Below are 19,977 nucleotides of genomic sequence, written 5' to 3'. Positions count from 1 at the left end.
TCTGAAAATAACACAGAGTAACTTACGGGTTATTGGTTATTTTAGGATTAAGCTCAATATAAAATTATGGGGAAAAACATAGACAAGCGGAATTATCTTATAAAAAAGCCGATGCGAATATCGGCTTTTTTATTATCTTAATCTCTTTTTGCCGGATGACGGCGAAAAGCCATCAGGCACGCCAGGCTTTATAACGGTTAATCAGACCGTTGGTAGAGCTATCATGGGACGAAATAGCTTTATCATCGCCCAGCTCCGGCAGAATACGGTTAGCCAACTGTTTACCCAACTCAACGCCCCACTGGTCGAAGGTAAAGATGTTCAGGATAGCGCCCTGAGTAAAGATTTTATGCTCATACAGCGCAATCAGCGCGCCCAAGCTGTACGGCGTAATTTCGCGCAGCAGGATGGAGTTGGTTGGGCGGTTGCCTTCAAACACTTTGAATGGCACAACGTGTTCAAGCTGAGCCGGATCTTTACCCTGATCGCGGTATTCCTGCTCAACCACCTCACGGGATTTACCGAACGCCAGCGCTTCGGTTTGCGCAAAGAAGTTAGACAACAGTTTCTGATGATGATCAGATAGCGGGTTGTGAGTGATAGCCGGGGCGATAAAATCACACGGCACCATTTTAGTCCCCTGGTGAATCAGTTGATAAAACGCGTGCTGACCGTTGGTGCCTGGTTCGCCCCAGATAATGGGGCCAGTCTGGTAATCCACAGCATTGCCGTTACGGTCCACGTATTTACCGTTGGATTCCATGTTGCCCTGCTGGAAGTAAGCCGCGAAACGGTGCATATACTGGTCGTACGGCAAAATGGCTTCGGTTTCCGCGCCGAAGAAATTGTTATACCAGATGCCGATCAACGCCAGCAGAACGGGCAGGTTTTTCTCCGCCGGGGTGGTGGAGAAGTGCTTGTCCATCGCGTGCGCGCCGGAGAGCAGTTCGACAAAATTATCAAAACCCACGGACAGAATAATGGACAGGCCGATGGCTGACCACAGAGAGTAACGTCCGCCGACCCAGTCCCAGAACTCGAACATATTGGCCGTGTCGATACCAAATTCGCCGACCGCTTTGGCGTTGGTGGAGAGCGCAGCAAAGTGTTTCGCCACGTGTTTTTCATCGCCTGCGGTTTTCAGGAACCAGTCACGCGCGCTGTGGGCGTTAGTCATGGTTTCCTGCGTGGTGAAGGTTTTCGACGCCACCAGGAACAGCGTCGTTTCCGGGTTCACTTTTTTCAGCACTTCAGCGATGTGCGTACCATCAACGTTAGAGACGAAGTGCATATTCAGGTGATTTTTATACGGACGCAACGCCTCGGTCACCATGAACGGGCCGAGATCAGAACCGCCGATGCCGATGTTCACCACGTCGGTGATGGCCTTACCGGTGTAGCCTTTCCACTGACCGGAGATAATCGCTGCCGAGAAAGTTTTCATCTTCTCAAGCACGGCGTTCACTTCCGGCATTACATCTTTGTCGTCCACGATGATCGGCGTATTGCTACGGTTACGCAGCGCCACATGCAGCACAGCCCGGTCTTCGGTGCGGTTGATTTTCTCGCCGGAGAACATGGATTTGATAGCGCCGGACAGATCGGTCTCTTTCGCCAGATCCTGTAATTTTGCCAGTGTCTCTTCGGTGATGCGGTTTTTGGAGAAATCCACCAGCATCAGATCGTCAAAGGTTGCGGAAAACTTAGCGAAACGGTCGCTATCTTTCGCGAAAAGCTCGGCGATCGTAACGTCTTTCATTTCGTCATAGTGTTTCTGGAGCGCCTGCCAGGCAGAAGTCTGCGTTGGGTTGATGTTTTTCATTAGCAATACTCTTCTGATTTGAGAATTGTGACTGGGATCGATTGTAACGCCAGTCACAGAAAAGTGTGATTGTTTTAGTGCCGTTGCCCTGGCATGGTCAAATCCGGATAGAAAGTATAGTTGTTATAAGCGCTGTTACTGAGCCTAAACCCAGCATAAAAAATCCGCATAATCCCAACGTTGACAGTCCAGGCCACAACTTTTATTTATAAATACGTTACTTGCATTTGCGCCTGCACCGGTTTCTGTTCTGCCCTTGTGCCATGGTCGCGTTTTTCATTTCTTGACACGAGGTTATATGACAGAGATCGTTGTTTCCAAATTTGGCGGTACCAGCGTCGCCGATTTTGACGCCATGAACCGTAGCGCGGATATCGTACTTTCCGACGCCAATGTTCGTTTAGTCGTGCTTTCCGCTTCTGCCGGCATCACTAACCTGCTGGTGGCGCTGGCTGAAGGGCTGGAGCCCAGCGAACGTTTCGCCACGCTCGACGCCATCCGTAAAATCCAGTTTGATATTATTGAGCGTCTACGTCATCCGAATGTTATTCGCGAAGAGATTGAACGCCTGCTGGAAAACATCACTATTCTGGCGGAGGCGGCATCGCTGGCGACATCAGCGGCCCTGACCGATGAACTGGTCAGCCACGGCGAGCTGATGTCTACCCTGCTATTTGTTGAGATCCTGCGTGAGCGCGACGTGCAGGCCCACTGGTTCGACGTGCGTAAAGTGATGCGTACCAGCGATCGCTTCGGCCGTGCGGAACCAGACGTCGCAGCGCTTGCGGAACTGGCCGCGCAGCAGTTGCTCCCACGCCTGAACGAAACTCTGGTCATTACCCAGGGCTTTATCGGCGGTGAAAGCAAAGGCCGCACCACGACATTAGGACGCGGCGGTAGCGACTATACGGCAGCGTTGCTGGCTGAAGCGCTCCATGCCGCGCGGGTTGATATCTGGACGGATGTACCCGGTATTTACACCACCGACCCGCGCGTAGTGTCTGTCGCACAGCGAATTGATGAAATTGACTTTGAAGAAGCGGCGGAGATGGCGACCTTCGGCGCGAAAGTGCTGCATCCAGCCACCTTACTCCCTGCCGTGCGCAGCGATATTCCGGTCTTCGTTGGCTCCAGCAAAGATCCGAAAGCAGGCGGCACTCTGGTGTGCAATAAAACCCAAAACCCGCCGCTGTTCCGCGCGCTGGCGCTACGCCGCAATCAAACGCTATTGACGCTGCACAGCCTGAATATGCTGCACTCGCGAGGTTTCCTGGCTGAAGTGTTCGGCATCCTGGCGCGGCATAATATTTCGGTGGATCTGATTACCACTTCAGAGGTGAGCATCGCGCTGACGCTGGATACGACAGGCTCCACCTCAACGGGCGATACGTTACTGACACAGTCTTTATTGATGGAACTCTCCGCATTGTGTCGGGTAGAAGTCGAAGAAGGACTGGCGCTGGTCGCGCTGATTGGCAACAACCTGTCAAAAGCCTGTGGAGTTGGTAAAGAGGTGTTCAGCGTACTGGAACCGTTCAATATCCGCATGATTTGTTACGGTGCCTCCAGCCACAATCTGTGCTTTCTCGTGCCGGGAGAAGATGCCGAACAGGTGGTGCAGAAGCTACATCATAACTTATTTGAATAATCTTCCTTCACGCTCCGGGAAACCGATTATTGAAAAAGCGGGCGAAACGGCACAGAAAAAGTAAAATATTGCCGGGTGGCGCAAGCTTACCCGGCCTACACGCTATCCGCCCGTTCCGTATTGCCGTAGACTAAACGCATCGGCTAACTGAGGGCACCCGTATGGCACTCCCCCGCATTACCCAAAAAGAGATGACCGAGCGCGAACAGCGCGAACTGAAAACGTTGCTGGACCGCGCCCGTATTGCGCACGGTCGTCCGCTGACCAATTCTGAAACCAACAGCTTGAAAAAGGAGTACATTGATAAGCTGATGGCGCTGCGTGAGGCTGAAGCGAAAAAAGCCCGCCAGTTGAAGAAAAAGCAGGCGCATAAACCTGATACGGAAGCGTCATTCTCCTGGTCGGCGAATACGCCGACGCGCGGCAGACGTTAACGCCCTTTCTTCTTACGCCCCGGCGAGGTAAAGCGTTTACCGCTCGATGCCGGGCGCGCTTTCTCATTGGTTTTTTCGATCGCAACGACCGGACGCTTAATGCCTGCGGTTTTCGGCTTTGGTTTCGCTTTGGCCTTTGGTTTGGCTTCGGCAGAAGAGCTCTCAGTCAATTTAAACAGATCGATCAGCTCATCATCCGTCAGATCGCGCCACTCGCCCAGAGGTATCCCGCTCAGGCTGACGTTCATAATGCGCGTCCGCTCCAGCTTCATCACGTCATAACCAAAGTGTTCACACATACGACGGATCTGGCGGTTTAACCCCTGCACCAGGGTGATGCGAAAAACAAACGGCGCTTCTTTCTTCACCTTACATTTTTTGGTGACGGTACCAAGGATCGGCACGCCCGCGCCCATACCACGAATAAACTCGTCGGTAACGGGTTTATCCACCGTCACCAGATACTCTTTTTCGTGATCGTTACCGGCACGCAGAATCTTATTGACCAGATCGCCGTGGTTAGTCAGAAATATCAGCCCCTGCGAATCCTTATCCAGACGGCCAACCGGGAAGATACGTTTGCTATGGTTTACAAAATCGACGATATTGTCGCGCTCACCATCTTCAGTCGTACTGACAATGCCAACCGGTTTATTCAGCGCAATCAGCACTAAATCATCCGCTTCTCGCGGCTCAATCAACCGACCATTTACTTTAACAACATCCCCGGCGACCACCTGATCGCCAATAGCGGCGCGTTTGCCGTTGATAAAGACATTGCCCTGTTCGATAAAGCGGTCCGCCTCGCGACGTGAACAGATGCCGCTTTCACTGATATATTTATTAAGCCGGATGGATGTGTCAGTCAGCATATTTACTCTCTGAGAAATCTTTTCTATATAAATATCGGTAATGTGACTTACCACATCAAATCGTCGGGAACTTTAAAATCGGCATACGGATCATCTTCGTCTTGTTCTTCCTGACTCAGCGTACTATTCAGGACAATACTGTCCGCATCTCGCTGCGCGATTTTATCGGCGACGCTCGCGGGGATAATCGCATATTCACATTCACCGCTGTTATCGATAACCAGACGCGCAATCGCGAGACGACCATTAATCAGTTGCGTCTGAATAAGCTTATCCACGTCTATTTTTTTGATGACGTTATTATCTGTAAAGTTAAAAGCAATATCGCTTTTAGACACATTGATTCTATTCATTTCAATGAGCTGCTTAACTTGAGCTTTAAACTCTTTCGCTAAAACCGCTTGTTTTTGCTGTTCACTGAGTTGTTTATCACGCTCAAGTTGCGCCTTTTTATTTTCTTCCACCGCCTCTCTTGTCTCACGAGCCTGAACGCGTGATTTTTTAGCCGTGCGTTGGACTTTGGCCATTTTTTTGCTGGTCACTAAGCCCGCTTGTAGCAGTTGCTCTTGTAAGGTCAGTTTTGTCATTTTCGTTTCTAAACTCGTTAAATAATTTTGCGGATGATTATACCTGTAATTTTTCAGGCTATACCAGATGGCAAATCCGGCCTGTTTTCACTGTTAGCGTCCCTGCGCTTCGCGCTCTTTACCTGTAACACTCTCAACATCATGAGCCACATCAGTAAGGTATAAAATGGATAATGGTAGCATTACTGCGTTTTGACATTTCCTGATGATGTGGAGAAGTAATGGAACTGCTTTTATTAAGTAACTCGACGCTGCCGGGAAAAGCCTGGCTGGAACATGCTCTGCCGCTGATGGCGAATCAGTTGAACGGTCGACGTTCAGCCGTGTTTATTCCGTTTGCCGGCGTCACGCAAACATGGGATGAGTACACGGATAAAACCGCAGGGGTACTTACGCCATTAGGTATAAACGTAACAGGGATTCATCGTATCGCCGCTCCACTTGAGGCGATTGAGAAATCGGAAATCATTATTGTCGGCGGCGGAAATACCTTCCAGCTACTGAAAGAATCGCGTGAACGCGGGCTGCTGGCGCCGATTGCGGACAGGGTAAAACGCGGCGCGCTGTATATCGGCTGGAGCGCGGGCGCCAATCTTGCCTGCCCGACTATCCGCACGACCAACGATATGCCAATCGTCGATCCAAACGGTTTCGACGCGCTGGATCTGTTTCCGCTGCAAATTAATCCTCACTTCACTAACGCCTTGCCGGAAGGTCATAAGGGCGAGACCCGCGAGCAGCGTATTCGCGAACTGCTGGTGGTCGCGCCGGAACTGACAGTGATTGGTTTGCCGGAAGGTAACTGGATTCAGGTGAGCAACGGTCAGGCGGTTCTCGGCGGCCCGAATACCACTTGGGTGTTTAAAGCGGGCGAAGAGGCGGTGGCGGTGGAGGCAGGACACCGCTTTTAATCCCAGGTCACATTGAATGCCCGGTAGCGCTACGCGTACCGGGCCTACGTATCGATGCCATCCGGCATCCCAATTAATAATCGCCCCGCTCTTCGTCCTGATCCGGCTGCTCCAGTACGCTATAGGCGACCGAACAGAATAGTGAGTTAAGACGCTTCATATCGCCCAGAAGCCCTAAATGGAGCGAACTGGTCTCAATGCTTTGCACGTTCTGCTGGTGCAGACGGTCGACATGCGCATGTGAGTATCGGCGATTAAGTATGCGGAAGCGATGTTTACTGCGGCGCAACCGGCGGGCGCTGGTGACATCACCGGAGAAAAAGACCGACATCGCCAGTTGCAGATTACTGAGCAGTTGATCGTAAAGCGCATCCAGTTCTTTCAACCCTTCTTCTGAAAATGCCCGACGCGCCGCCAGCGACTTGTCGGCAATCTCACTGCCCATTCGCTCGATAATATCCGACGCCTGTTCGAGATTCAGGGCCATTTCGATAATCTCCGCCCAACGGCGGGACTCCTCCGCCGCCAGCTCGTCTTTCGGCATTCGCGCCAGATAAAGCTTGATCGCGGTGTAGAGCACGTTAACGTCATCCGCCAGCTTGCGCAGCGTTTTCTCTTCACGCGGCTCGCCGTGCATGACCTTTTTTAACCCTTCCATCATCTGTTCCATCGCATCGCCAATACGCAATACCTCACGGGCAGCATTGGCCAGCGCCAGCGTTGGCGTATCCAGCGCGCTGACATCCAGATGTTTCGGCTTCAGATGGGTATCCAGTTCAGGCTCATCACGAATAATCCGTTTACAAAAACGCGCCATCGGCTCGGCAAATGGCACCATCGCCAGGCAACGCACCAGGTTATAAAAAACGTGGAAATAGATCACCAGCTCTGATTTCGCTAACGGTAGCTCATCCATCAGATTCGCCAGCGGATGTACAAACGGCAGGATGACCAGGCTGCCGATCAATTTGAACAACAGGCTGCCGAGCGCCACACGACGCGCGGCTGCATTGGCGGCGCTGTTATTGAGCATCGCCAGCAACCCCGATCCCAGATTGGCGCCGATAACCAGACACAACGCGACCGGGAACGAAATAATCCCCGCCGCCGTCAGAGTTGCCGTCAGCAACACTGCCGCCAGACTGGAATAACTGATAATGGCGAACATCGCGCCAATCAGCGCATCCAGCATGATGTCGCCGGTCAGCGACGCGAAAATCACCTGCACGCCGTTGGCTTGAGTGATCGGCGTCACCGCCTGCACAATCAGCTCCAGCGCCAGTAAAATCAGGCCAAGCCCGATACCGACGCGACCAAGCTGCCCGGCGCGGGACTGCTTACGTCCCAAAAAGAAAATCACGCCAATAAAAATCAGCAGCGGCGATAGCCACGACAAATCAAAGGTGAGGATACGCGCCATCAGCGCGGTCCCGACATCGGCGCCCAGCACAATCACCAGGGCTGGCGTCAGGGCGACAAGATCCTGGGCGACAAACGACGTTACCAATAAAGTGGTGGCGTTACTGCTTTGTACCAGCGCGGTAACACCGATACCCGCACAAAAGGCGAGCGGTTTCTTTTCCACGCTGCGGCTGAGGACAGTGCGTAGACGCGCGCCAAACACGCGCATTACGCCAGTACGAACGATATGTGTTCCCCATACCAACAGCGCAACGGCAGAAAGTAGATGGAGCAAAGTTAACACGGCGTCAGGTTCTCCTTATCGTTATACGTTTTCCTGAAGCTCACTTGCGATAAATTGCCTGATGGCGCACAGCGTTAAGGCCTACTGGCGTTGCCCGCCACCGGGCTTACCATACGTAATACGGTAGGCTGGATAAGGCGTTTACGCCGCCATCCGGCAAATTCAGCGTAGAGCCTTCCTTCAGTATAAGGGTTTAATTGTAAGAAAGAGACAAGGCACCCAATGAGTGCCTTGTATGTTGTAAAGAAAAGTGACGATTTTATGAATCAATCCGCATCATAGCCCAGGTTCGGCGCTAACCACCGCTCCACGTCCTCAACGCTCATTCCTTTACGGAAAGCATAATCTGTAACCTGATCGCGTTGGATCTGCGCCACCGCGAAGTATTTGCTATCAGGATGGCTAAAGTACCAGCCGGAGACCGACGCGCCAGGCCACATGGCAAAAGATTCGGTGAGCTTCATCCCGGTATGTTTTTCGACATCCAGTAACTGCCAGATAGTGCCTTTTTCGGTGTGTTCCGGGCAGGCAGGATAACCCGGCGCCGGGCGAATACCCTGGTAGTTTTCGCGGATCAGTTCTTCATTGCTGAGGCTCTCGTTCGGCGCGTACCCCCAGTAAACCTTACGCACGCGCTCATGTAGATACTCGGCAAAAGCTTCCGCCAGACGGTCGGCAATCGCTTTCACCATGATCTTGTTATAGTCGTCATGCTGCGCCTCGTAAACATCGGCCAGGGCGTCTTCTTCAAGGCCGGCGGTCACTGCGAACGCGCCGATGTAGTCCGCTTTTCCACTCAGTTTCGGCGCGACAAAATCCGCCAGACAGTAGTTGGCAAACCCGACTTTCTCGGTCTGCTGACGCAGGTGATGGCTGACCGTCAGAACATGAGTACGGGTTTCGTCGCGATAAATTTCGATGTCATCGCCTACGCGGTTTGCCGGGAACAGACCGACCGCGCCGCGCGGGTTCAACAGCTTCTCCGCACTCAGTTTATCCAGCATGTCGTTGGCATCTTTGAACAGCCGTTTGGCCTCCTCTCCCACCACCTCATCTTCCAGAATGCGTGGATATCTCCCGGCCAGCGACCAGGTCATAAAGAACGGCGTCCAGTCGATGTAGTTGCGCAGAGTTTCGATACTGGCTTCCACCTCCTGCACGCCCAGACGATGGGCTACCGGCGGGGTGTAGCGTTCCCAATCAAATGCCAGATCGTTATCGCGCGCCGCTTCCAGCGTAACCGGCGGGGTACGCGGTTTTTTGCGCGCGTGCTGAATACGCACCGTTTCATACTCTTTGCGGGTACGGGCGACAAAATCATCGCGTTGCGTGTCGGATAACAGTGCCGCCACCACGCCCACGGTACGTGAAGCGTTTTGTACATAGACCGTCGGGCCGCTGTAGTTTTGCTCGATCTTCACTGCCGTATGCGCTTTCGAGGTCGTCGCGCCGCCGATCAGCAGTGGAATGGTAAAGCCCTGGCGCTCCATCTCCTTCGCCACGTTAACCATCTCGTCCAGCGACGGGGTAATCAGCCCGGAAAGGCCAATGAGATCCGCATTAACCTCTTTGGCCGTTTTGAGGATTTTCTCCGCCGGGACCATTACGCCAAGATCGACGATGTCGTAGTTGTTACATTGCAGCACCACGCCGACGATGTTTTTGCCGATGTCATGCACATCGCCCTTCACAGTAGCGATGACCATCTTGCCATTGCTGGAACCTTTCTCTTTGCTGGCCTCGATAAACGGCTCCAGGTAAGCCACCGCCTGCTTCATCACGCGGGCGGATTTCACCACCTGCGGCAGGAACATTTTGCCTTCGCCGAACAGGTCGCCGACCACGTTCATGCCGTCCATCAGCGGCCCTTCTATCACCTCAATCGGGCGGGCAGCCTGCTGACGCGCTTCTTCGGTATCCTGCTCGATAAATTCGGTAATGCCTTTGACCAGCGAGTATTCGAGGCGTTTTTTGACGTCCCAGGAGCGCCATTCCGCTTGCTGGGCATTGGCGGCCTCGTCGGTTTTGCTACCGCGATATTTCTCGGCCAGTTCCAGCAGACGTTCGGTGCCATCTTCACGGCGGTTGAGAATCACATCTTCAACCGCATCGCGCAGTTCGGCGGGCAGGTCATCATAAATCGCCAGTTGCCCGGCGTTGACGATCCCCATGTCCATGCCGTTGCGGATGGCATAGTAGAGGAACACCGCGTGAATCGCCTCACGCACAGGGTCGTTGCCACGGAATGAAAACGAGACGTTAGAGACGCCGCCGGAGATCAGCGCGTGCGGCAGCTCGCGTTTAATATCTTCACACGCGCCGATAAAGTCCTGCGCATAGTTGTTGTGTTCATCAATACCGGTCGCGACGGCGAAAATGTTCGGATCGAAGATAATGTCTTCCGGCGGGAAACCGACCTCTTTGGTCAGAATATTGTAGGCGCGGCGGCAAATCTCGATTTTACGCTCGCGGGTGTCGGCTTGCCCCTGCTCGTCAAAGGCCATCACCACCACCGCGGCGCCGTAGCGACGCAGCAGCTTCGCATGATGGATAAAGGTCTCCACCCCCTCTTTCATCGAAATAGAGTTAACGATGCCTTTGCCCTGAATGCACTTCAGCCCTTTTTCGATAACCTCCCATTTGGAGGAGTCGATCATGATTGGTACACGGGCGATATCCGGCTCACCGGCAATCAGGCTGAGGAACCGCACCATCGCCGCTTCGGCGTCGAGCATCCCCTCGTCCATGTTGATGTCAATAATCTGCGCGCCGCTTTCTACCTGCTGACGGGCCACATCCAGCGCTTCGCTGTATTTTTCTTCTTTGATTAGACGCTTAAATTTCGCGGAACCGGTAACGTTGGTGCGTTCGCCAACATTGACGAACAGGCTGTCATCGCCAATATTTAGCGGCTCCAGGCCAGAAAGACGGCAGGCGACCGGAATGTCCGGCAGTTTGCGCGGCGGCAAATCTTCGACCGCGCGGCTCATCGCCGCAATATGTTCCGGCGTGGTGCCGCAGCAGCCGCCAACGATGTTCAGGAAGCCCGCTTGCGCCCATTCGCGAATGTGCTTCGCCATTGTATCGGCGTCCAGATCGTATTCACCGAAGGCATTTGGCAGACCCGCGTTCGGGTGCGCGGTGACGTAGCACTCGGCAATGCGCGACAGCTCCTGCACATACTGGCGCAGCTCATCCGGGCCTAACGCGCAGTTGAGGCCGAAGGTGAGCGCCCCGGCATGGCGCAGCGAGTTATAAAAAGCTTCGGTGGTCTGTCCAGAAAGCGTGCGGCCAGAGGCGTCGGTGATAGTGCCGGAAATCATGATCGGCAGGTCGACGCCCAACGCCTCAAGCTCCGCTTTTACCGCAAATACCGCCGCTTTCGCATTCAGGGTGTCAAAGACGGTCTCAATCAGAATCAGGTCTGCGCCCCCTTCTACCAGCGCTTTGGTTGATTCACGGTAGGCCGCCACTAGCTGATCGAAGGTGATATTGCGAAACGCCGGGTCGTTGACGTCCGGCGAGATGGAGGCTGTGCGGTTAGTTGGACCCAGCACGCCTGCTACATAGCGCGGTTTTTCTGGTGTTCGCGCGGACCATTCATCGGCGCAGGCGCGCGCCAGTTTGGCTGCTGCGTAGTTAATTTCCGCCGACAGAGATTCCATCTGGTAATCCGCCATCGCGATAGTTGTCGAGTTAAAGGTGTTGGTTTCGATGATATCCGCGCCAGCCTCAAAGTAGGCGTTATGGATAGCCGCGATCACCTCCGGCTTGCTGAGCACCAGCAGGTCGTTGTTGCCTTTCAGGTCGCAGGGCCAGTCGGCAAAGCGTTCGCCCCGAAAATCTTCTTCATGTAGTCGATAACTCTGAATCATGGTGCCCATACCGCCGTCCAGCACCAGAATACGTTCATTTAACTGCGCACGCAGTTGTTCAACTTTGCTGCTCACACTCGCTCCCGACAACGCTCCACGTAACGAGTCATACTGGCACAAAGCGTGCTGGCGGAAAAGAGAACAACGGGCAACATGAGACATGTTCAGCTTGCTACCCGCGTCTGTCACTTCGCCGGATGGCGGCGCAAGCGCCTTATCCAGCCTACAAATTACTCTGCCGGCTCCCAAAACGTAGGCCGATAAGCGAAGCGCCATCGGGCATCCGGTGATTTCCACTCATCCGATCAGTTCAGGAACGCTTGCATTATAATTGAATAAAACGAAAATGATTTCCACGATACAGAAAAAGGAGTCTGCCATGGTTGCCCCTGTTTCCGCGAAACGCGGGAGAAAACCTGCCGCTACCACTGCGCCCGCAACCGGGCAGGTTCAGTCATTAACCCGCGGTCTGAAGCTGCTGGAGTGGATTGCCGAGTCTAACGGCAGCGTTGCGCTCACCGAGCTTGCGCAACAGGCCGGCCTGCCGAACTCTACCACTCATCGTTTGCTTACCACCATGCAGCAGCAGGGTTTTGTACGCCAGGTCGGTGAGCTGGGCCATTGGGCCGTAGGCGCGCACGCATTTATCGTCGGCAGCAGCTTCTTGCAGAGCCGTAATCTGCTGGCGATCGTCCATCCGATTTTGCGCAAGCTGATGGAAGACTCCGGCGAAACAGTCAATCTGGCGGTACTCGATCAGAGCGACCACCAGGCGATTATTATCGACCAGGTGCAGTGTACGCAATTGATGCGCATGTCGGCCCCCATTGGCGGTAAGCTGCCGATGCATGCCTCCGGCGCAGGCAAGGCGTTTTTGTCTCAACTTAGCGAAGAGCAGGTGACCGGGCTACTACACCGCAAGGGGCTGCACGCTTATACTCACGCGACACTGGTGTCGCCGATCCATTTGAAAGATGACCTCGCTCAGACACGCAAGCGCGGCTACTCCTTTGACGACGAAGAACATGCGCTCGGTCTTCGCTGCGTGGCATCGTGTATCTATGACGAGCACCGCGAACCGTTTGCGGCTCTGTCAATTTCCGGCCCCTGCTCACGTATTACCGACGATCGCGTCACCGAGCTTGGCGCAATGGTGATTAAAGCGGCGAAAGAAGTGACGCTGGCGTATGGCGGTTTTCGTTAAGGCCATTGAGAACAGCATCGTAGGCCTGATAAGCGTAAGCGCCATCAGGCAGTACGGCACACATTGCCGGATGGCGGCGCAGGCGCCTTATCCAGCCTACGATCGATATCATAACGCACGCTGAAGCGCTGGCGGCGGCGATAGGCGTAAACATCTTCTACATGCCCTTCTTTAATACGCGTCTGTAGCGCGCGCCAATAATCGGCGCGGAACAGGTCAGCATGCATCTCTTCAAATAATGGCCCGATACGCGGATCGGCGCATAGCCAGTGGCGAAACTCCTCCGGGAAAACATCGCCCGGCGAGACGCTATACCAGGGTTCGCTGGCCAGTTCATCTTCCGGGTAACGCGCTGGCGGAATATCGCGGAAATTCACTTCCGTCATGTAGCAAATTTCATCGTAGTCGTAGAACACCACGCGGCCATGACGGGTTACGCCGAAGTTTTTAAACAGCATATCGCCGGGGAAGATATTAGCGGCGGCAAGCTGGCGGATCGCATTGCCATATTCTTCTATTGCATCGCGTAACTGCTGGCCTTCTACCTGTTCCAGCCAGATATTGAGCGGTACCATGCGACGTTCAATATAGAGATGGCGGATGACGATGTGTTCCCCAAGATCGGTAATTTTTTCTGGCGCTTCTTGCTGTAACAGCGCCATCAGCGCCGGATCGATTTGCCGTTTATCGAGCACGAAATTCTCAAACTCCTGAGTATCCGCCATACGACCGACGCGATCATGCTCTTTTACCAGTTGATAGCAGGCACGTACATGGGCGGCAGACATCTCTTTCTGCGGGGCGAATTTGTCTTTAATAATTTTAAATACCCGGTCAAAACCTGGCAGGGTAAACACCAGCATCACCATGCCGCGGATGCCAGGAGCCTCAATAAATTTCTCATCACTTTCAGCCAGATAACACAAATACTCGCGGTAGCTTTCGGTTTTCGCATGTTTCTGGCAGCCAATCGCCATATACAGCTCGGCGGTGGTTTTGCCCGGCAGGATTTCACGCAGCCACTCAACCAGCGCGGCAGGCAGCGGCGCATACACCATAAAATAGGAGCGGGCAAAACCAAATACAATGCTCGCTTCTGCGGTGGTGGTCAGGCAGGTATCGACAAATAATTCGCCCTCATCAGTACGATGAATCGGCAATAAAAACGGCAGCGTACCGTCAGGTGTGGCTAATTTACCCACCAGCCAGGCCGCTTTATTACGGTAAAACAACTCGTTCGCCACCTGTAAATGGCAGCGAGGTAACGCGTCCTCACCCAATATTTCAGTCAGGTGCGCAATGATGTAGCGGATATCCCGGCTTTTATTCTGCCAGGGCAGGCGCAGCGGTAAGTCGCTGAGTATGCGCATTAACAGCAGCTCCCAGCCGTGATCGGGAAAGAAGTCTTTGGCCAGCGGACGCGGGATAGTACGGAAGCGACGTTCCGGTTGTGAGCTAAAAATAAACAACCGCTCGGGTGTTAACGAGCGGTGGTCAAATAACCGACAATAGACGGAGTTGAAAAAGCTCTCCGCAATCTCGAAGCGCGGATAATCCGGCAACAGCCGGGTATAATGCTCTTTAACGCGTAAAAGGAAATTCGCGTCGGTATTTTTTCCATCGGTAATACAGCGCAGTTGTTCCACCACCAGACCCACATGATGATCGTAGAGATGGATACGGCTTTTCATCGCCTGCTGGACGGCGTGCCAGTCTGCCTGTTCAAAACGCTGCTGCGCGCCGGAAGTCACTTCCAGAAATCGACCATACTGCGCGTCAAAACCTTGCAGGATGGTTTGAGCAATCAGTAATTCCAGGCCACGCGACATTTTTTTATCCCCATCGGACGCCGGATAGCGCATTCGCTTATCCGGCCTACATCCCTTCGTCGGTCCGGTAAACGTAGCGCCATCGGGCATTGATCAAAACTGCGATTCTTCCGTGGAGCCCGTCAGTGCGGTGACTGAAGAAGCGCCCCCCTGAATGATAGTGGTGACCTTGTCGAAGTAACCGGTGCCCACTTCCTGCTGATGTGAGACGAAGGTATAACCGTCTTTCGCTGCGGCAAACTCCGGCTGCTGAACTTTCTCGACATAGTGCTTCATGCCCTCGCCCTGAGCATAAGCGTGCGCCAGATCGAACATGTTGAACCACATGCTGTGAATCCCCGCCAGGGTGATGAACTGGTACTTGTAGCCCATATCCGATAACTGCTGCTGGAAGCTGGCGATAGTTTTATCGTCCAGATTCTTCTGCCAGTTGAAGGACGGCGAACAGTTGTAGGCCAGCAGTTTGCCCGGATACTTCGCGTGGATAGCATCAGCAAAACGCTTCGCCAGCTCAAGATCCGGCGTGGACGTTTCGCACCACACCAGGTCTGCATAAGGCGCATAAGCCAGACCACGACTGATAGCCTGTTCAATCCCCGCATGAGTACGGAAGAAACCTTCGCTGGTGCGTTCGCCGGTAATAAATTCGCTATCGTATTGATCGCAATCGGAAGTAATCAAATCCGCCGCATCCGCATCAGTACGAGCAATCACCAGCGTTGGAACGCCCATCACGTCTGCCGCCAGACGTGCCGCCACCAGTTTCTGGATCGCTTCTTGCGTCGGCACCAGCACTTTACCGCCCATATGCCCGCACTTCTTCACCGACGCTAGCTGATCTTCGAAGTGAACTGCCGCTGCACCGGCTTCAATCATCGATTTCATCAACTCAAATGCGTTCAGTACGCCGCCAAATCCCGCTTCCGCATCAGCAACGATCGGCAGAAAGTAATCCACATAGCGCGGATCGTTGGGCTCAATGCCGGACGCCCACTGGATCTGATCCGCGCGGCGGAAAGTATTGTTGATCCGATCCACCACCGCCGGAACAGAGTTCGCCGGGTACAACGATTGATCCGGATACATGCTGGACGCGAGGTTAGCATCCGCCGCGACCTGCCAGCCGGAGAGATAGACGGCCTCAATGCCGGCTTTCGCCTGTTGCAGCGCCTGGCCGCCGGTCAGCGCGCCAAGACTGTTGATATAGCCTTTTTTCGCTTCGCCGTGCAGCAGACGCCACATTTTCGCGGCGCCGAGTTGCGCCAGCGTACATTCCGGGTTAACCGAGCCGCGTAATTTCACCACGTCCTCCGCGCTGTACGGGCGGGTAATGCCTTCCCAGCGCGGTTGTGTCCACTCTTTCTGTAATTCTTCGATTTGTTGAGTACGAGTTTTCATGTACAAATGCTCCATATTGTTCTGTGGTGAATTAAGCCAGTAAGCGATAACCCGGCAGGGTGAGGAAGTCGATTAAGTCATCTGAGGTGGTGATTTGCTCCATCAGACGTGCGGCATCGTCGAAGCGCCCTTTGCTGTAGCGGTGCTCGCCCAGCTCGTCCTGGATTACCCGCATCTCTTCCGCCAGCATTTCGCGGAAAAGCGTTTTTGTTACAGGTTTTCCATTACTCAGCGTTTTCTCATGATGAATCCACTGCCAGATAGAGGTTCGTGAGATTTCCGCCGTCGCGGCATCTTCCATCAGGCCATAAATCGGTACGCAGCCATTGCCAGAGATCCACGCTTCAATGTACTGCACCGCGACGCGAATATTGGCGCGCATTCCCGCTTCTGTCCGTTCACCTTCACATGGTTCCAGTAACTGCTTAGCGGTAATCGGCGCATCTTCATCGCGAGTAATGAATAGCTGATTTTTGTGCTCGCCCAGTACCTCGTTAAAGACTGCCATCGCGGTATCCGCAAGGCCGGGATGCGCAATCCACGTACCGTCATGACCGTTGTTAGCTTCCAGCGCTTTATCCGCTTTCACCTTGTTCAGCACTTGCGCATTGCGTTCAGCGTCTTTACTTGGGATAAACGCCGCCATACCACCCATCGCGAAGGCGCCGCGCTTGTGGCAGGTTTTGATCAGCAGGCGCGAGTAGGCGCTCAGGAACGGTTTGTCCATCGTTACCACCTGCCTGTCCGGCAGAACGCGCTCCGGGTGATTTTTCAACGTTTTGATATAGCTGAAGATATAATCCCAGCGACCACAGTTGAGGCCCACAATATGGTCACGCAACGCATGAAGAATTTCATCCATCTGGAAAACAGCAGGCAGGGTTTCAATCAACAGGGTAGCTTTGATCGTGCCGCGCGGCAGGTTGAAACGGTCCTCGGCATAGCTGAAGACTTCGCTCCACCAGGCGGCCTCCTGCCAGGCTTGCGTTTTTGGCAGGTAGAAGTATGGGCCGCTACCTTTGGCGAGCAACGCTTTATAGTTGTGGAAAAAGTACAGAGCAAAATCAAACAGACTGCCGGGAATCGCTTCGCCACGCCAGGTAACATGTTTTTCAGGCAGATGCAGACCGCGTACACGACAAATCAATACGGCCGGATCGGGCTTGAGCTGATATATTTTTCCGGCTTCGTTGGTATAGCTAATGGTGCCATTAACCGCATCGCGCAGGTTGATTTGACCATCAATAACTTTATCCCAGTCCGGCGCCAGCGAGTCTTCAAAATCCGCCATAAACACTTTCACATTCGCGTTCAGGGCATTGATCACCATTTTACGTTCAACCGGTCCGGTAATTTCCACCCGGCGGTCCTGTAAATCCTCCGGAATACCACGAATCTGCCAATTACCCTCTCTAATGGAAGTGGTTTCCGAAATAAAATCAGGCAACTTACCGTTATCAATATCCTGCTGCTGCTGAATACGTGCAGCCAGGAGTTTATTCCGCTTTGGCGTAAAACGTGTGACTAATTCCGTCAGAAACTCGACTGCCTCAGCGGTCAGGACCTGCTTTTCCAGCTCGCCTGGCGGCCTGGTAAAGGTCAATTCATCGGTTGTGGTTGCCTGTGGATTCATTATGCTGCTCCTCGTCGTTGATCCAGATACATCCCCAATGCGAACGAAGGATCATTGTGCGCTTTTCGTTCAACACAACTAAGACTACCCAATTAAATTTCAAAATCAAAAACAATTTCCATTTTTAACTAAATTTATAATTAACTTATTGATAACAAAGGATATAAAGTTTAATTACATGATGAAGCCAATTTCAAAAATGAAAAAGGCACCCGAAGGTGCCTGATTCATTATGCTGAAACGCTTTAGGATCGTCAGGAGCAGAAGATTAATCCAGGGTTGGATTCATGTGACGCAGATCATATGGCGTAATCTGATAGACATAATAGTTGAGCCAGTTAGTAAAGAGTAAATTACCATGGCTGCGCCAGGTAGCGCGCGGTTTATTTTGCGGATCGTTTTTCGGGAAATAGTTGTACGGAATATCCGGATTTAACCCGGCCTCAACATCACGAAAATATTCACCCGCTAACGTATGAGCGTCATATTCAGGATGACCGGTGACAAACGCAATACGTTTATCTTTGCTGGCAAACAGGTACGCATCCCCCCCTTCTGTTTCGGCCAGAATTTCAAGATCCGTATAATCCCGTATCAGCGCAGCCGGGAAATCGGCATAGCGAGAGTGTGGCGCAAGAAACGTATCATCAAAACCACGCGTCAAAAGAGCATGAGGATGGAGGATGTGATGTTCGTAGACGCCGGAAAGCTTATCTGTACGGGTCTGTTTAGGGATACCATAAAGAATATTGAGCGCGGCCTGAACTGCCCAACAGACAAATAACGTCGAAGTGACGTGATCTTTCGCCCATTCCAGCACCTGTCTAATCTGCGGCCAGTAAGCCACGTCATTAAATTCTACCAGACCCAGCGGCGCACCGGTCACGATAAGCCCATCAAAGTTCTGATCGCAGATATCTTCGAAGTTACAGTAAAAGTTATTAAGATGCTCGGCCGGCGTGTTTCTCGACTCGCGGGCATCTATCCGCAGTAGCTGAATATCGACCTGCAATGGCGAGTTCGACAGCAGGCGCAAAAACTGATTTTCCGTCTCAATCTTCTTCGGCATCAGGTTAAGGATAATGACTTTCAGCGGGCGAATTTCCTGTCCTGTTGCGCGAGAAGTCGTCATGACGAAGACATTTTCCTCACGTAAAAAATTGACGGCGGGCAGCTCGTCCAGCACGCGAATCGGCATAACCTGATAACCTCACGACATACGTTTAGACATCCAGATAGCTGAAGATAACCAGAAATCAGGCGAATGTCGAGTTTGCAGGTTCAAGGTGAGAAAGTTTCACGACAGCATTTGCATTAGAATATAAATAGGCAAAAAAGGAGTGAAGATGATGATTAACATTCGTCGTTCAACGCATGAGGAAGGGGGAAAACTGATTGCTATCTGGCGCCGCTCGGTTGATGCCACGCACCATTTTCTATCAGACGCTTACCGGGCCGAACTGGAAGAACTGGTGAGCGATTTTCTGCCAGAAGCGCCACTATGGGTTGCTGTGACCGATCAGGATGAGCCAGTAGGATTTATGCTACTTACCGGTGAACATATGGACGCTCTGTTTGTCGATCCGGACTTTCGTGGTTGTGGCATAGGCAAACTATTGATTGAACATGCGCTGACGCTGGCGCCTCATTTAACGACCAGCGTCAATGAGCAAAATATCCAGGCCGTCGGGTTTTATAAAAAGACAGGATTTAAAGTAACGGGACGCTCGGAAGTTGACGATCTCGGTAAACCCTATCCCTTGCTGAAGCTGGCGTATGGGTGAACACCTGGAGGGCCCGTAGACCGATAGCCGCCATCCGGCGGTACCGGTACGTGCAGGATACCTGATAGCGCTGCGCTTATCAGGCCTGCAGGGCGGGCGCCAGCCCTTTTGCACAGACGCAAAAAAGCCCATCCGTCAGGATGGGCTTTTTCACTTGTTTGATGCCTGGCAGTTCCCTACTCTCGCATGGGGAGACCCCACACTACCATCGGCGCTACGGCGTTTCACTTCTGAGTTCGGCATGGGGTCAGGTGGGACCACCGCGCTAGTGCCGC

Annotated in this window: 14 protein-coding genes and 1 rRNA gene; 5 read left to right on the top strand and 10 right to left on the bottom strand. The window is 53.0% G+C overall.

What is annotated here, in order from left to right:
* Positions 1 to 172 precede the first annotated feature (172 nt).
* Positions 173 to 1,822 carry a glucose-6-phosphate isomerase gene (pgi, locus tag F4V61_RS19790; RefSeq protein WP_058818950.1) on the bottom strand — a complete coding sequence of 550 codons (1,650 nt, stop codon included), beginning with the start codon at positions 1,820 to 1,822 and terminating at the stop codon, positions 173 to 175.
* Positions 1,823 to 2,120: 298 nt separating this feature from the next.
* On the opposite strand from pgi, the gene lysC reads away from it, so the two are divergent.
* The gene (gene lysC / locus F4V61_RS19785; RefSeq protein ID WP_038397208.1) at positions 2,121 to 3,470 is read left to right on the top strand and encodes a lysine-sensitive aspartokinase 3; all 1,350 of its coding nucleotides are present in this window, start codon (positions 2,121 to 2,123) and stop codon (positions 3,468 to 3,470) included.
* A gap of 161 nt (positions 3,471 to 3,631) precedes the next feature.
* On the top strand, positions 3,632 to 3,904 hold the full coding sequence (locus tag F4V61_RS19780) for a DUF3811 domain-containing protein (protein ID WP_038397209.1): 273 nt from the start codon (positions 3,632 to 3,634) through the stop codon (positions 3,902 to 3,904).
* Here F4V61_RS19780 and rluF read toward each other — a convergent pair.
* Positions 3,901 to 4,776, bottom strand: a complete 876-nt coding sequence (gene rluF / locus F4V61_RS19775; RefSeq protein WP_038397210.1) for a 23S rRNA pseudouridine(2604) synthase RluF — start codon at positions 4,774 to 4,776, stop codon at positions 3,901 to 3,903. The two genes, F4V61_RS19780 and rluF, sit on opposite strands and share 4 nt — an antisense overlap.
* 47 nt (positions 4,777 to 4,823) lie before the next feature.
* On the bottom strand, positions 4,824 to 5,363 hold the full coding sequence (locus F4V61_RS19770; protein WP_038397211.1) for a DUF2058 domain-containing protein: 540 nt from the start codon (positions 5,361 to 5,363) through the stop codon (positions 4,824 to 4,826).
* Positions 5,364 to 5,584: 221 nt separating this feature from the next.
* Between F4V61_RS19770 and pepE the strand changes: the two genes are divergently transcribed.
* Complete coding sequence (pepE, locus tag F4V61_RS19765; protein WP_058818952.1) at positions 5,585 to 6,274, top strand: dipeptidase PepE; 690 nt, start codon at positions 5,585 to 5,587, stop codon at positions 6,272 to 6,274.
* Between the two features lie 73 nt (positions 6,275 to 6,347).
* On the opposite strand, the gene F4V61_RS19760 is transcribed toward pepE, so the two are convergent.
* Positions 6,348 to 7,979, bottom strand: a complete 1,632-nt coding sequence (locus F4V61_RS19760; protein WP_058344484.1) for a Na/Pi cotransporter family protein — start codon at positions 7,977 to 7,979, stop codon at positions 6,348 to 6,350.
* Between the two features lie 266 nt (positions 7,980 to 8,245).
* Positions 8,246 to 11,929 carry a methionine synthase gene (gene metH, locus F4V61_RS19755; protein WP_079903990.1) on the bottom strand — a complete coding sequence of 1,228 codons (3,684 nt, stop codon included), beginning with the start codon at positions 11,927 to 11,929 and terminating at the stop codon, positions 8,246 to 8,248.
* Between the two features lie 304 nt (positions 11,930 to 12,233).
* On the opposite strand from metH, the gene iclR reads away from it, so the two are divergent.
* Entirely contained in the window at positions 12,234 to 13,058 is an 825-nt protein-coding gene (iclR, locus tag F4V61_RS19750; protein WP_079829275.1) for a glyoxylate bypass operon transcriptional repressor IclR, read from the top strand.
* Between the two features lie 44 nt (positions 13,059 to 13,102).
* Here iclR and aceK read toward each other — a convergent pair whose 3' ends face one another.
* From aceK to metA, 4 genes are all read right to left on the bottom strand, one after another.
* Positions 13,103 to 14,887 carry a bifunctional isocitrate dehydrogenase kinase/phosphatase gene (gene aceK / locus F4V61_RS19745; protein ID WP_024132059.1) on the bottom strand — a complete coding sequence of 595 codons (1,785 nt, stop codon included), beginning with the start codon at positions 14,885 to 14,887 and terminating at the stop codon, positions 13,103 to 13,105.
* A gap of 93 nt (positions 14,888 to 14,980) precedes the next feature.
* Positions 14,981 to 16,285: an isocitrate lyase gene (aceA, locus tag F4V61_RS19740; protein WP_000857838.1), complete on the bottom strand. Its 1,305-nt coding sequence runs from the start codon at positions 16,283 to 16,285 to the stop codon at positions 14,981 to 14,983.
* 31 nt (positions 16,286 to 16,316) lie between these two features.
* Positions 16,317 to 17,918, bottom strand: coding sequence for a malate synthase A (aceB, locus tag F4V61_RS19735; RefSeq protein WP_038397216.1), 1,602 nt, complete (start codon positions 17,916 to 17,918; stop codon positions 16,317 to 16,319).
* Between the two features lie 268 nt (positions 17,919 to 18,186).
* Entirely contained in the window at positions 18,187 to 19,116 is a 930-nt protein-coding gene (gene metA / locus F4V61_RS19730) for a homoserine O-acetyltransferase MetA (RefSeq protein WP_038397217.1), read from the bottom strand.
* 148 nt (positions 19,117 to 19,264) lie between these two features.
* Here metA and F4V61_RS19725 point away from each other — a divergent pair, with 148 nt between their 5' ends.
* Complete coding sequence (locus tag F4V61_RS19725) at positions 19,265 to 19,702, top strand: acetyltransferase (protein WP_000973252.1); 438 nt, start codon at positions 19,265 to 19,267, stop codon at positions 19,700 to 19,702.
* Between the two features lie 163 nt (positions 19,703 to 19,865).
* On the opposite strand, the gene rrf is transcribed toward F4V61_RS19725, so the two are convergent.
* Positions 19,866 to 19,977 (bottom strand): 5S ribosomal RNA (gene rrf / locus F4V61_RS19720); the annotation flags it as partial.

This window comes from Salmonella enterica subsp. arizonae (assembly GCF_008692845.1).
Taxonomy (GTDB): domain Bacteria; phylum Pseudomonadota; class Gammaproteobacteria; order Enterobacterales; family Enterobacteriaceae; genus Salmonella; species Salmonella arizonae.
This window is presented reverse-complemented; position numbering and strand designations above follow the sequence as displayed.